Genomic DNA, 13377 nt, shown 5'->3' on the forward strand with positions numbered 1-13377 from the left:
GTTCGCTGCGAGGGGTTTTGTTTTTGGCGTGGCACAAAGGCAGGTCTAGCCCGCGTTAGGCCGCGGCGCGCCGGACAGCGGCGCTCATGATGGCGCCAGCCAGGCAGAGTCCGCCGAGCAACGCCGCGGCTGGCGTGACACCGTATGTTGCCGACGCGCTTCCGGCGACCGGCAACAGCATCAGTACGGCCAAGTTATTGACGCTTTCGGACGCCGCCAGCACCTTGCCTTTGTTCGCACCCGCCCGCTGCGCGAGGATGGCAGTGCTGGCAGGTGCTGCAATACCCAGTGCCGTGCCCCAGATCAGCAGGCATCCCAGCGCGACCGGCAGTCCGATGGCAGTCGTCAGGAACAATGTCATGGAGACGGCAACTACCACGGTAGCGAAAACCAGCGTGCTTTCTTCGCGCCGGTAACGCCGGCTGGCCTGCCCCGCCAGCATATTGCCAATACCCAGCCCCAGACCGAATACGGAAATGGCGATCCCAACAGCCGCCACTTCCAGCCCATATCGCATCCGCAGTACTTCTCCCGCAAAGACATAGCTCGCCACGGCGCTGCCATTCCAGGCGCCCTTTGCGAGCAGAAGCCGGAAGATACCGGCGGCGGACGTCTTGGCAAGGGTCGAACTACCGATCCCGGGGCTGGCCGGCAAATCGCGCGGAATCACGCGCCAGCCCGCCGCGAAGGCCGCGAGGCAACTCCCGCCGATCACCAGAAATGGCGCGTGCCAGCCCCAGGCCTCGGCCAGTAAACCCGCCACTGCAGGTCCAGCCGCGATCCCCACGGTCATGCCGAGCATGACGCCACCCATGGCACCTGCTTGTCTCGCCGGCGGAATCCGATCGGCGATCAGGGCGAAGACGGTCGGGATCGTCGCGGCGGCGGCCAGGCCGCCCAGCACACGCAGGGCCATGGCGGCCTGCAACGTTGGAACCAGCGTCAGGGCAATGCTGTCCGCGGCAAACAGCAGCATGGCGCCGAGCAGCACCCCGCGGCGTCCGGCGCGATCCGAGAGCCAACCCATCAGCGGCGCCGCCGCGGCGTAGGAAAAGGCATAGGCCGAGACCAGTCCCGACACATGCGCCGGCGACGTGTGAAAAGCCGTCGCCAGCGGGGCCAGCATTGGCGCGAGCATGAATTCGGCAGCCCCGACCATGCACACCGAAACGGCCAGGACAGGCAACAGGAAAGGCGATGGCATGCGCAAACTCCATTGGATTCGAGATGAGAGACGGATAGCCGAGCGCGATACAAGATGACGCAAGGCGACGGCATCATTGGCTAAAAACCAGCTAAATCGTGGAAATCAAATGGCGCCGCGGCGTCGGGCGCAAAGGCGGAACGGTGCGCGGGGCACCGCCAGGCGGGAATGGGCGGACCAGAAAGTCCGCCCGGAAGATGGGAAGATTCTAACTTATTGTCGGGAAGCGGATCGCTGGCTCAGTCGGCCTCTACCTTCATCGACTTCAACAGCGGTTGCCACTTGTCGCTTTCCGCCTTCAGCAGAGTCCGCAGTCCCTCCGGCGTCTGCTTGTCGACCGGTACGATCTCCGCACCCAGTCCATCCAGCTTCCTGATCACGGCCGGATCTTTCAGGCCCTTCTGCAGCGCCTTCGTCAGGCGGTCCACTGCGGCCGGGGGCGTGCCCCGGGGCGCGTAGATGCCGTGCCACACCTTGACGTCGAAGCCCTTCAGGCCGCCTTCCTGCAGCGTGGGAGCCTGCGGCAGCGCCTTGATCCGCGCGGGCGTGGTGACGCCGAACAGCCGCACGCGATCGGCCTGGATATGCGGCAGCGTGGCCGTGGTCTGGTCGCACAGCAGGTCGACCTGGCCGCCCAGCAGCGCGGTCAGCGCCGGGCCCGCGCCCTGGTAGGGAATCGCGTTCAGCTTCACGTGCACCGATTGTTCGAACAACAGACCGCACAACTGGGAGACGGCGCCCAGGCCGGCATTGGCCAGCGAGACCTTGTCCTTGTTTTGCGTCACGTACTGGATCAGTTCCGGCACCGTCCTGGCCGGCAGGTCCTTGCGGCCCATCAGCGTCATCGGCACGTCCGCCACCTGGCCGACGTACTCGAAGTCCTTCAGCGGCGCATAGGACAGCTTCTTGTACAGCGCCGGCGCGGTCGCCATGCCGTTGTGGTGGATCAGCAGCGTATAGCCGTCGGCCTGGGCGCGGGCGACAAAGGCGGCGGCCACGGTGCCGCCGGCGCCGGTGCGGTTCTCCACCACCACGCTCTGGCCAAGGTCTTGCGACATGGCTTGCGCCAGCGTGCGCGCGACGACATCGGTCGGGCCGCCGGCGGAGTAGGGGACTACCAGAGTGATTGGCCTGGCCGGATAGGCATCGGCAGCTGCCGCGCCGGAGGCGCCTGCCATGGCGGCAGCCGCCATCATCACAGCCGCCAGCCATCGTGGCCCGGCGTGCCAGTACTTCGCATCCTTCATTGCTGTCTCCAGATTGGTGCCGCGCCGTGGGTCCGGCGCGGCTTGTCGCGGTTGCGCGGCTAGCATGGCGGCAAGCCGCGGCGACAGCAATCTGGTTCTCCTGAAGGATGCCTAATGCCCGGTGAAAGATCAGGCCGCTTCGGCCACGCGCACCTCCACCAGCAGCTTCTTCAGCTCCGGCACGCAAGAGCCGCAGTTGCCGCCAGCCTTGACGCAGGCGGTGATCTCCGCGGGCGTTTTCAGGTCGTGCTTGCGCACCGCATCGCAGATGGTGTTGCGGCCCACGCCGAAGCACGAGCACACCGTCGGGCCGGCATCGGCGCCTTTCTCCATCGGCTGTCCGAGCAGCAGGCCGATGCGGTCGGCGTCTTCCAGCCGCTCGCGTCCGAACAGGCCGGCGAGCCAGGCGCGCGAGGGCAGCTCGGGACGTGTCGACACATAGACGCAGGCCTCGAGCCGGTCATCGACGACATGGCCCGCGTGGTACACGCCCGCCGCGCGGTCCTCATATTCCAGCCAGTCGGCGTCCGGATCGGTCACGCCGAGCAGCGCGCGGGCCCAGGCGGTGCGGTCGGCGATGGTGTCGCGGCCGGCGAATTCATAGCGCTGGAACTGGCGGCCCTGCACGCGCGTCCAGTAGGTCAGCGCTTGCGCCGGCAGCGCGCGGCGGCTCAGCATGAAGCCATGCCAGTGCACGCCGAAGGGCTCGACCCGCACGGGCGTGTGCTTGAACTCGGGCTCGCCGGAAACGGGATCGACCACCGGATTGACCAGCGCGCCGACGCGCGCGTCAGAGCTGAACTGCCCGTTCCAGTGGATCGGCACGAACACGCTGCCGCGCGGAATGCCGCCGCCGTGGCGTACGCGCGCGACCATTGCGCCCCAGCGCGTGCTGACGCGCGCGAGCTTGCCCTCGCCCACGCCGCACAGCAGCGCGTCCTGCGGGTGCATGTCGACAAAGGGCTCGGGCAAGTGGTCGGCCAGCTTGGCCGACTTGCCGGTGCGGGTCATGGTGTGCCACTGGTCGCGCACGCGGCCGGTGTTCAGGATCAGCGGGAAGTCGTCATCGGGCGCGTGGGCGGGCGCGCGCGGCGGCGTGGCGACAAAGCGGGCGCGGCCGTCGGCGTGGGCGTAGCGGCCGTCGCCGAACAGCCGCCGCGCGTCATGGCTGCCATGCGCGGGCACGGGCCATTGCACGGGTTCCAGTCCGTCATAGCGCGCCGGGTCCAGGCCGGCCAGTCCGCCGATATCGAACGCGCGCGGCGCGGCATCGTTGCGCCATGCGCTCAGGCGCGCGTGTTCGTCGAAGATCTGGTGCGGCCCGGCATAGTCGAAGCCGCTGAAACCCATGCGGCGTGCCACGTCGCACAGGATGTCCCAGTCCGCGCGCGCTTCGCCGGGCGCCGGCAGGAACGCGCGCTGGCGCGAAATGCGCCGCTCCGAGTTGGTGACGGTGCCGTCTTTCTCGCCCCAGCCCAGCGCGGGCAGCAGCACATGCGCGGCGGCGTTGGTGTCGGTACGCTCGATGATATCGCTGCTGACCACCAGTTCGCAGCGGGCCAGCGCGCGGCGCACCTGGTCGGCGTCCGGCAGGCTCACCACCGGGTTGGTGGCGATCACCCAGACCGCCTTGACGCGGCCGGCTTCGATGGCCTCGAACAGCTCCACGGCCTTCAGGCCCGGGCGATCGGCCATCGCCGGCGATTGCCAGAACCCCTGCACGACTTCGCGATGCAGCGGATTGGCCAGCTCCATGTGCGCGGCCAGCATGTTGGCCAGGCCGCCGACCTCGCGCCCGCCCATCGCGTTGGGCTGGCCGGTCAGCGAGAACGGGCCCATGCCCGGCTGGCCGATGCGACCGGTGAGCAGGTGGCAGTTGATGATGCTGTTGACCTTGTCGGTGCCGGCCGACGACTGGTTGACGCCCTGCGAGAACGCCGTCACGGTCTTCCCGGTTTGCGCGAACAGCTGGTAGAAGGCCAGCACGTCCTGCACGCTGAGCTTGCAGGCGCGCGCCACGGCGGCCGGATCGGCGCAGGCGGCGTCGGCCGCCTGCAAGGCCTCATCCAGCCCCGCGGTGCTGGCGGAAACGAACGCGGCGTTGGCGTGGCCCTCGCGCGCGAGGTAGCTCAGCAGCCCGTTGAACAGCCATACGTCGGTGCCGGGACGGAGCGCCAGGTGCAGGTCGGCCAGCTCGCAGGTGGCGGTGCGGCGCGGGTCGATCGCCACGATCTTCATCTCCGGGCGCGCTTCCTTGGCGCGGGACAGGCGCTGGAACAGGATCGGGTGACACCACGCGGTGTTGGAGCCGACCAGCACCACCAGGTCGGCCAGTTCCAGGTCTTCGTAGTTGCCCGGCACCAGGTCTTCGCCGAAGGCGCGCTTGTGGCCGGCCACGGCCGACGACATGCACAGGCGCGAGTTGGTGTCGATATTGGCGCTGCCGATAAAGCCCTTCATCAGCTTGTTGGCGACGTAATAGTCCTCGGTCAGCAGCTGGCCCGAGACGTAGAGCGCGACGGAATCGGGACCGTGGCGGCGGATGATGTCGCTGAAGCCCTGGGCCACGGTGTCGAGCGCATCGTCCCACGACACCTGCCGCAGTTGGCCGTCGGCGCCGCGCAGCCTGGGATGGAGCAGGCGGCCTTCCAGGTCCACGGTCTCGCCCAGCGCCGAGCCCTTGACGCACAGCCGCCCCTGGTTGGACGGATGCTGCGCGTCGCCCGCGATCTCGACCTGGCCGTCGGCGCGCACCGTGGCACGCACGCCGCAGCCGACGCCGCAGTACGGGCAGGTCGTGGCGGTGGTAGTGGTCAGGGTTGCAGAGACAACCGGGATGTCGGACAGGTTCACGCGTTCTCCGTGCGGGGGCGTTGTATGGCTTTGGATGATGCTAGGCAGCGAGCGCTTCGCACTGCGCCTTGCCGAACAGCAGGCGCTGGCGCAGTGGGCCCACCGGCGTGCGGCGCTGGATCATGTCGAAATACCACGGCCCGTCCTGCACGTCGCCGTACAGCACGGCACCGACCAGGCAGCCGTCCTGCAGCACCAGGCGCTTGTAGACGCCACGCCGCGCGTCGCGCAGCACCAGGTCTTCGGAGCCTTCCGCACCGATGAAGTCGCCGGCGGAATACAGGTCGACGCCGGTCACTTTCAGCTTGGTCGCGGTGGCCTGCTGCACGTAGCGGCGATGGCCGGCACCGGCGAGGTGGGCGGCGCAGACGCGTGCCTGGTCCCAGATCGGCGCGACCAGGCCGAAGGTAGCCTGGCGATGCTGAACGCATTCGCCGACGGCGTAGATGCGCGGGTCGTAGGTCTGCAGCGTGTCGTCCACGACGATGGCGCGCTCGCAGTGCAGGCCGGCGCTGGCGGCCAGTTCGATATTGGGGCGCACGCCGGCGGTCATTACCACCAGGTCGGCCGGGATCTCGCTGCCGTCCTTGAAGCGCACGCCGGTGACGCGTTCGGTGCCGAGGATCTCCGCGGTCTGCGCGCTCAGAAGAAAGCGCAGGCCCTTGCGTTCCAGCGCGCCCTTGAGCAGCGTGGCGGCGGGCTTGTCGAGCTGGCGTTCCATCAGGCAGTCGGCCAGGTGCACCACGGTCACGTCCATGCCCTGGCGCAGCAGGCCGTTGGCGGCTTCCAGCCCCAGCAGCCCGCCGCCGATCACCACCGCGTGGCGGTGGTTGCGCGCGGCATGCAGCATGGTCTCGACGTCCTGGATGTCGCGAAACGCGATCACGCCGTCGAGCAGGTGGCCCGGCACCGGAATGATGAAGGGCTTGGAGCCGGTGGCCAGCAGCAGGCGGTCATAGCGCACCTCGCGTCCCGAGGCGGAACGCACCACGCGGCGCGGCCGGTCGATTGCCACCACCGGATCGCCGGCGAGCAGCTCGATGCCATGCTCTTCGTACCATTCGCGCGTGTTCAGCATGATGTCCGCCACCGTTTTCTCGCCGGCCAGCACCGGCGACAGCAGGATGCGGTTGTAGTTGCCGTGCGGCTCGGCGCCGAACACCGTGATGTCGTACAGATCCGGGGCCAGGCGCAGCAGTTCCTCCACCGTGCGCATGCCGGCCATGCCGTTGCCGACGACGACCAGGCGCGGCCGGGCTCGGGGGTTGGCGGAAGGGGTCATGCCGGCGTCTCCGTTGGCGGGGCAGTTGGGCTGGGGCAGCATCGGGCGGGCGCCGGATCAGGCGGCGAGTTCTTCCTCGGCCTCGCGCACGGCCACTTCGGCGGCGATCCACACCTTGCCGTCATAGACGCGCGCGGCGTAGGCGTTGACCGAGTGCTCGGGGGCCTCCAGGCATTCGCCGGTGCGCAGGTCGAAGTGGTGCTTGTAGATGGGGGAGGCCACCACCAGGCGCTCGCCCAGGTTGCCGACCAGCCCGCGCGACAGCACCGCGGCCTGCGCGTTGGGATCGAAGTTGTCGATGGCGTAGACCTCGTCGCCGCGGCCGATGCGGAAGACGGCGACCTGCCGGTCGTCGACCAGCGCGCACACACCAGTATTGGGCACGATATCGCGTACGGTGCAGACGGCGGTCCAGGTTTCGGGATGGTGGGGATGGCTCATCACGTTCTCCTTGTTTGCGGGCACGGTCAGGCGGCTTTCGCGGGCATGGACACCACGGGAATGTGGCTCAGCCGTGAGCGCTGCAAGTTCCGTTCCTCCGGCGTGGCCGGGCGGATCTGGCCGCGCTCTTCGATAAAGACGAGGTTGTCGTCGCGGCGGTCGCTGTTGACGAAGTGGCGGAAGCGCTTGCGCGTCTCGGGGTCGGTCACGGCCTTCTTCCATTCGTCTTCATAGGTGTCGACCACGTGCTGCATCTCGGCTTCCAGTTCGGCGGCGAGGCCCAGCTTGTCGTCCAGCACCACGGCCTTCAGGTAATCCAGGCCGCCTTCGAGGTTGTCGCGCCAGACGCTGGTGCGCTGCAGCCGGTCGGCGGTGCGCACGTAGAACATCAGGAAGCGGTCGATGTAGCGCACCAGCGTGTCGTGGTCGAGGTCGCTGGCCAGCAGTTCGGCGTGGCGCGGCTTCATGCCGCCGTTGCCGCACACGTACAGGTTCCAGCCTTTCTCGGTGGCGATCACGCCGACGTCCTTGCCTTGCGCCTCGGCGCATTCGCGGGTGCAGCCGGACACGCCGAACTTGATCTTGTGTGGCGCGCGCAGGCCCTTGTAGCGGTTCTCCAGCTCGATGGCGAGGCCGACCGAGTCGCCCACGCCATAGCGGCACCAGGTCGAGCCCACGCACGACTTCACCGTGCGCAGCGCCTTGCCGTAGGCGTGCCCGGATTCAAAGCCGGCGGCGATCAGCTCTTCCCAGATATAGGGCAGTTCCTCGGCACGCGCACCAAACAGGTCGACGCGCTGGCCGCCGGTGATCTTGGTGTAGAGGCCGTACTTCTTCGCGACCTGGCCCACGGCGATCAGGCCTTCGGGCGTGACCTCGCCGCCCGGCATGCGCGGCACCACCGAGTAGGTGCCGTCCTTCTGGATGTTGGCGAGGTAGTAGTCGTTGGAGTCCTGCAGGCTGGCGTGCTCTTCCTTCAGCACGAACTCGTTCCAGCACGACGCCAGGATGCTGCCCACGGTGGGCTTGCAGATGTCGCAGCCCAGGCCATTGCCGTGCGCTTCCAGCAGCGCCTCGAAGGTCTTGAACTTGCCCACGCGCACCAGGTGGTAGAGCTCCTGGCGCGAGAACGGGAAGTGCTCGCAGAGGTGGTTGTTGACCGCCATCCCTTGCTTCTTCATCTCCGCCTTCATGATCTGCGTGACCAGCGGCACGCAGCCGCCGCAGGCGGTGCCGGCCTTGGTGCAACTCTTCAGTGCGCCGATGCTGGTCGAGCCGTCGCAGACGGCGGCGCAGATCTCGCCCTTTGAGACGTTGTTGCAAGAGCAGATCTGCGCGGTATCGGGCAGGGCATCGGCGCCGAGCGCCGGGCGCGCCTTGCCGCTGCTGTCGGGCAGGATCAGGAACTCGGGCGACTCGGGCAGCTCGATCCGGTTCAGCATCATCTGCAGCAGCGTGCCGTATTCACTGGCATCGCCGATCAGCACGCCGCCCAGCAGGTACTTGCCGCAGTCGGACACCACCAGCTTCTTGTAGACCTCCTTGCGGTCGTCGCTGAACTGGTAGATGCGCGCGCCGGGCACGGTGCCGTGCGGGTCGCCGATGCTGGCCACGTCCACGCCCATCAGCTTGAGCTTGGTGCTCATGTCGGCGCCGCTGAACTCGGCCGCCTCGCCGCGCAGGTGGCGTGCGGCGACGCGGGCCATGTCGTAGCCCGGGGCCACCAGGCCGTAGATCTTGCCGTCCCACAGCGCGCATTCGCCGATCGCGTAGATGTCCGGGTCGGAGGTGCGGCAGTTGTTGTCGACCGCGATACCGCCGCGCGCACCGACTTCCAGGCCGCAGGCGCGCGCCAGTTCGTCGCGCGGGCGAATCCCGGCGGAGAACACGATCATGTCGGTGTCGAGGTGCGTGCCGTCGGCGAATACCATGCGATGGGTGCCGTCCTCGCCGTCGACGATCTCGACGGTGTTCTTGCCGGTGTGCGCGGTCACGCCCAGCGCAGCGATCTTCTGGCGCAGCATGCGGCCGCCGCCTTCATCGACCTGCACCGCCATCAGCCGCGGCGCGAACTCCACCACATGGGTCTGCAGGCCCATGTCGCGCAGCGCCTTGGCGCATTCGAGGCCGAGCAGGCCGCCGCCGACCACCACGCCGGTCTTCGAGCGCGCGCCGCATTCCTGCATCGCTTCCAGGTCTTCGATGGTGCGGTAGACGAAGCAGTCCTTGCGGTCCTTGCCCGGCACCGGCGGCACGAACGGGTAGGAGCCGGTGGCGAGGACCAGCTTGTCATAGGACAGGGTCTCGCCGGTGGAGACCTTGACCGTGCGCGCGGCGCGATCGATCTTCACGGCGCGCGCGTTCAGGCGCAGCAGCATGTTGTCGTGCTGCTCGAAGAAGCCCGCCGGCACCAGCGACAGGTCTTCTGCCGACTTGCCGGCGAAGAACTCGGACAGGTGCACGCGATCGTAGGCGGGACGCGGTTCTTCGCACAGGATGGTCACGTCGAGGTTGTCCGCGCCGGCCTGCGCCAGCGATTCCAGGAACTTGTGACCCACCATGCCGTGGCCGACGATGATCAGTTTCATGATGCTTTCCTTGTCCGGTAGTCAGTCTTTGCTGCCTGATGTTGCTGTGGGGCGATGCCTGGGAATCAGTTGGCCAGCGCGCTGTCGTACAGCGCCTGCTCCTGCGCCTTGTGCTCGGCGCTGAAGCGGATGGCGATGGCGCACAGCGCGGCGATGGTGGCCAGCACGCCCAGCACCGTCAGGGTCTGCTGCACGTTGCCCAGGCCCTTGAGCAGGAAGCCCGCGGCCACCGCGCCGACGTTGCCGCCCGCGCCGATGATCCCGGCCACGCCGCCCAGCGCCTTGCGGTCGATGAAGGGCACCAGCGCGTAGGTCGCGCCGCACGCCATGTGGGTGAACAGGCCGAACAGCAGCATCGCCACCACCGCCAGCGCCACGTTGCCGGCCTGCGCGAACCACAGCAGGCCCAGGCCTTCGCCCAGGATCAGCACGAACAGCAGCGTGGCGCGCGCATCCAGGCCGCGCCGGCGCGCCGCCTTGTCCGACAGCCAGCCGCCCAGCGCGCGGGCGAACAGCGCCAGCAGGCCGAAGCTGGCGGCGGCCATGCCGGCTGCTTTCAGGCTCAGGCCGAAGCGGTCGACGTAGTACATCGCGGCGATGTTGTGGATGAAGATCTCCACGCCGAAGCAGGCGCCGTAGGTGATGAACAGCAGCCACACGCGGTAGTTGGCGCTGGCGGCGCGGAAGCTGGCCCAGCCGCCGCCCTTGCCGGCATCCTTGCCGCTGATTTCGATGCCGCGGGCGCGCAGGTCGGCGTAGTTGCCTTCCGGGCAGTCCTGGGTGAAGCGGAAATAGACCACTGCCATCGCCAGCATCAGCACCCCCGGCACCAGCAGCGCGATGCGCCAGCCGAAGGCGTGGTCCGCGCCGAGCATCAGCACCGCGGCCAGCACCAGCGGCATCAGCGCCTGCGCGGCGCCGCCGCCGGCATTGCCCCAGCCGGCCGTGGTCGCGTTGGCGGTGCCGACCACGTTGGGCGCGAACATGACCGAGGTGTGGTACTGCGTGATCACGAAGCTGGCGCCGACCGCGCCGATCAGCAGCCGGAACACCAGGAAGGTTTCATAGTTCTGCGCCAGCGCCACGCCCAGCACCGGCAGCGCGCCCAGCGCCAGCAGCGCGGTATAGGTCTTGCGCGGGCCGAAGCGGTCGCACATCGGGCCGATCACCAGGCGCACCAGGATCGTCACCGCGACCGCGGCGATGTTGATGTTGGCGATCTGGCCGGCGCTCAGGCCGAACTCGCCCTTGAGCACCGGCATCAGCGGCGCGCAGGCAAACCACGCGAAGAAACACACGAAGAACGCCATCCAGGTCAGGTGGAAGGCGCGCATCTGCGGAGTGCTCAAGCTCAGCAGCTCGATGCGGGTGGCTTTGCCGGTCATCGTCACTTGCTCCAAAAACAAATGGCGTCCCGCAAACCGGCCGTGAAGCCGGTTCAGGGGACGCCGTTGTCCTGACAGCCGCTACATGGGATAGGGGCTGTGTATGTGGGGGTGGGCCGGTCGCCGTTGACGGGCCCGGACCCGATTACGCAAGGGGTGTGCCAAGCCGGTATGTGACGCGCAATGGCCGTTAAGGGCGCGCTGCCGGGGCCGCAGCGGCCGGAAATGCGCTGTGGTGGGGCGGGCGGCCGGCGTGCGGCACGCTCATGGTGCAGTGCAATGGACTGCGCTGGTGCGGTGCGGCACCGGCAATCAGGAAGTTGGCGGTGTCAGGCGCCGGGGCGGGGAATGACCTGCATGTCGCGCGGCGAGACCTCGGCGCCGTCTTCGTCGACCAGTGCCGCGCGTACCCGCTGGCCGTTCGCGCGCGAGCGGATCTCGACCGGGCCGCCGTCGGAGGCCATGTGGCAGTCGCCCCATTGCATCAGGCCGACCAGCACCGGCAGCAGCTCCACCGCGGCGCGGGTGGGGCGGTACTCGAAGCGTTCGCGTTCGCCGGGTTCGCGGTAGCCGACCTTGCGCAGCAGGCCGGCGTCGGTCAGCGTCCTGAGCCGCGCCGACAGCACCGCCGGCGAGCATTCCAGCCGGCGCAGGAAGTCATCGAAGCGCGTCACGCCGTGGAAAACGTCGCGCAGGACCAGGATCGTCCACTTTTCGCCGATCAACGACAGCGTGGAGGCGATCGAGCAATGGCGGAGATCGGACGAAGTGGTGGTCATGATGCGGGCAAGCATAGCACGCTGACTTCATTTGCAAAAGTCAGGTTATCTCCTATACTCTGGCTACAAATTATGAATCCAGAGGGTGGCAGCATGGATCTCCAGAGCCTGGGACGCTGCGGCGTGACGGAAAGCTGGACGGCAGCACGGGGCACGCAGATGACGCTGCGACGGACGCGGGACCAGGACGGCGCGGCGCTGCGCGCGATGGTCGATGGGCTGTCGCGGGAAAGCCGCTACTTCCGCTTCCTGACCGGCGGGCGCGTGGTGGACGAGATCGTCGCGGGCCTGGCCGCGCCGGGGGACGGCGTGGCGCTGGTGGTGGTCGCCCGCCGTGACGACGGAGATCCGGCTATCGTCGCCAGCGCCGAATATGTCGTGTCCGGCCAGATCGCCGAGTTTGCCGTGGTGGTGGCCGATGCCTGGCAGGGCCAGGGCCTGGGCCGGCGCCTGATCGCCAGGCTGTGCGAACTGGCGCGCGCGGCCGGCCTGCACGGGCTGCGCGGCGACGTGCTCAGCGAGAACCGCCGCATGCTTTCCATCCTGCATGGGCTGGGCTTTGCCAGCCGCCGCAACCCGCAGGACAGCTTCCTGCATGAAGTCTCCCTGGCGCTGGCCCAGCCGGCACGCAGCGCGCACCGGCTGCCCGCGGACTGGTTCAGCGCGCGCTGAGCGGCCGCGCGCCCGGCGCTTCAGCCGGCCTCGCGCTTGCCGCGCGAGGTCATGGTGCAGCCGACCGAGGCCGTGATGATGCTGGCGATCGCCAGCCACTGCAGCGGGCTCAGCTGTTCATGCAGGAACACCAGCCCGGCGAGCGCACCCATGGCCGGCTCCATGCTCAGCAGGATGCCGAAGGTGCGCCGGTGCAGGCGCTTGAGCGCGACCATCTCGAGCGAGTAGGGGATGGCGCTCGACATGATCCCGACCGCCAGCCCGAACAGCAGCAGCGTCGGGCTGAACATCGCGGTGCCCGCATGCGCCAGCCCGAACGGCAGCACCACCAGTGCCGCCATGGTCAGCCCCAGCGAAGTCGCCTGCCCGCCGTGGGCGTTGCCCGCCATCTGCCCGAACACGATATACAGCGCCCAGCCCACGCCCGCGGCCAGCGCATAGCCGATGCCGACCGGATCCAGCGTGCCGGCGGCATCGCCGACCGGCAGCAACAGCAGCAGACCGGTCACGGCAAAGGCAATCCACAGGAAGTCGATCGCGCGCCGCGACGACAGCACCGCCACCGCCAGCGGCCCGGTGAACTCGATGGCAATTGCCAGCCCCAGCGGAATGGTCCGCAGCGACATGTAGAACAGCAGGTTGGTCGCGCCCAGCGCGGCCCCGTACAGCGCGATCGCGCGCGCGTTGGCGCGCGTCAGCGGCATGCGCCACGGGCGCCAGACGCACAGCAGGATCAGCGCGGAAAAGCTGACCCGCAGCGCCGTGGTGCCCTGCGCGCCCAGCGCCGAGAACAGGCTCTTGGCAAACGAGGTGCCGATGCACAGCGAGGCCATCGAGCCGGTCAGGGCCAGTACGGCGATCAGGGTGGAGCGGCGGTGGGCGGCGGCGTGCTGCAAGGTGGAATCCTGTCTCAATGGTGGGGCCTG

At 68.5% G+C, this 13377-nt stretch carries 10 protein-coding genes; 1 reads left to right on the top strand and 9 read right to left on the bottom strand.

The features are described 5' to 3' along the window. Positions 1–55: 55 nt before the first annotated feature. The 8 genes from CBM2594_RS17800 to CBM2594_RS17835 form a co-directional block, all read right to left on the bottom strand. Positions 56–1204: an MFS transporter gene (locus CBM2594_RS17800; protein ID WP_116358147.1), complete on the bottom strand. Its 1149-nt coding sequence runs from the start codon at positions 1202–1204 to the stop codon at positions 56–58. Between the two features lie 239 nt (positions 1205–1443). Beyond that, positions 1444–2451: a tripartite tricarboxylate transporter substrate-binding protein gene (locus CBM2594_RS17805; protein WP_116358148.1), complete on the bottom strand. Its 1008-nt coding sequence runs from the start codon at positions 2449–2451 to the stop codon at positions 1444–1446. A 129-nt stretch (positions 2452–2580) separates the two neighbouring features. Beyond that, positions 2581–5304, bottom strand: a complete 2724-nt coding sequence (locus CBM2594_RS17810) for a nitrate reductase (protein ID WP_116358149.1) — start codon at positions 5302–5304, stop codon at positions 2581–2583. 40 nt (positions 5305–5344) lie between these two features. Next, positions 5345–6586, bottom strand: a complete 1242-nt coding sequence (locus CBM2594_RS17815; protein ID WP_116359666.1) for an FAD-dependent oxidoreductase — start codon at positions 6584–6586, stop codon at positions 5345–5347. 57 nt (positions 6587–6643) lie between these two features. After that, the gene (gene nirD, locus CBM2594_RS17820) at positions 6644–7027 is read right to left on the bottom strand and encodes a nitrite reductase small subunit NirD (protein WP_116358150.1); all 384 of its coding nucleotides are present in this window, start codon (positions 7025–7027) and stop codon (positions 6644–6646) included. Positions 7028–7053: 26 nt separating this feature from the next. Next, entirely contained in the window at positions 7054–9615 is a 2562-nt protein-coding gene (gene nirB, locus CBM2594_RS17825) for a nitrite reductase large subunit NirB (protein WP_116358151.1), read from the bottom strand. A 65-nt stretch (positions 9616–9680) separates the two neighbouring features. After that, the gene (locus tag CBM2594_RS17830) at positions 9681–11000 is read right to left on the bottom strand and encodes an MFS transporter (protein WP_116358152.1); all 1320 of its coding nucleotides are present in this window, start codon (positions 10998–11000) and stop codon (positions 9681–9683) included. Positions 11001–11329: 329 nt separating this feature from the next. Continuing rightward, entirely contained in the window at positions 11330–11794 is a 465-nt protein-coding gene (locus CBM2594_RS17835) for a winged helix-turn-helix transcriptional regulator (RefSeq protein WP_116358153.1), read from the bottom strand. Positions 11795–11872: 78 nt separating this feature from the next. On the opposite strand from CBM2594_RS17835, the gene CBM2594_RS17840 reads away from it, so the two are divergent. Then, positions 11873–12451, top strand: coding sequence for a GNAT family N-acetyltransferase (locus CBM2594_RS17840; RefSeq protein ID WP_116358154.1), 579 nt, complete (start codon positions 11873–11875; stop codon positions 12449–12451). A 20-nt stretch (positions 12452–12471) separates the two neighbouring features. Here the strand turns inward: CBM2594_RS17840 and CBM2594_RS17845 are convergent, their stop codons facing one another. Next, the gene (locus CBM2594_RS17845) at positions 12472–13347 is read right to left on the bottom strand and encodes an EamA family transporter (protein WP_116358155.1); all 876 of its coding nucleotides are present in this window, start codon (positions 13345–13347) and stop codon (positions 12472–12474) included. Positions 13348–13377: the final 30 nt, after the last annotated feature.

The sequence above is a fragment of the Cupriavidus taiwanensis genome (assembly GCF_900249755.1).
Classification (GTDB): domain Bacteria; phylum Pseudomonadota; class Gammaproteobacteria; order Burkholderiales; family Burkholderiaceae; genus Cupriavidus; species Cupriavidus taiwanensis_D.

Bases quoted from the DNA above. Each gene is read 5' to 3' on its own strand.
- CBM2594_RS17800 (WP_116358147.1), bottom strand. From the start codon at position 1,204: ATGCCATCGCCTTTCCTGTTGCCTGTCCTGGCCGTTTCGGTGTGCATG.
- CBM2594_RS17805 (WP_116358148.1), bottom strand. From the start codon at position 2,451: ATGAAGGATGCGAAGTACTGGCACGCCGGGCCACGATGGCTGGCGGCT.
- CBM2594_RS17815 (WP_116359666.1), bottom strand. From the start codon at position 6,586: ATGACCCCTTCCGCCAACCCCCGAGCCCGGCCGCGCCTGGTCGTCGTC.
- nirD (WP_116358150.1), bottom strand. From the start codon at position 7,027: ATGAGCCATCCCCACCATCCCGAAACCTGGACCGCCGTCTGCACCGTA.
- nirB (WP_116358151.1), bottom strand. From the start codon at position 9,615: ATGAAACTGATCATCGTCGGCCACGGCATGGTGGGTCACAAGTTCCTG.
- CBM2594_RS17830 (WP_116358152.1), bottom strand. From the start codon at position 11,000: ATGACCGGCAAAGCCACCCGCATCGAGCTGCTGAGCTTGAGCACTCCG.
- CBM2594_RS17835 (WP_116358153.1), bottom strand. From the start codon at position 11,794: ATGCTTGCCCGCATCATGACCACCACTTCGTCCGATCTCCGCCATTGC.
- CBM2594_RS17840 (WP_116358154.1), top strand. From the start codon at position 11,873: ATGGATCTCCAGAGCCTGGGACGCTGCGGCGTGACGGAAAGCTGGACG.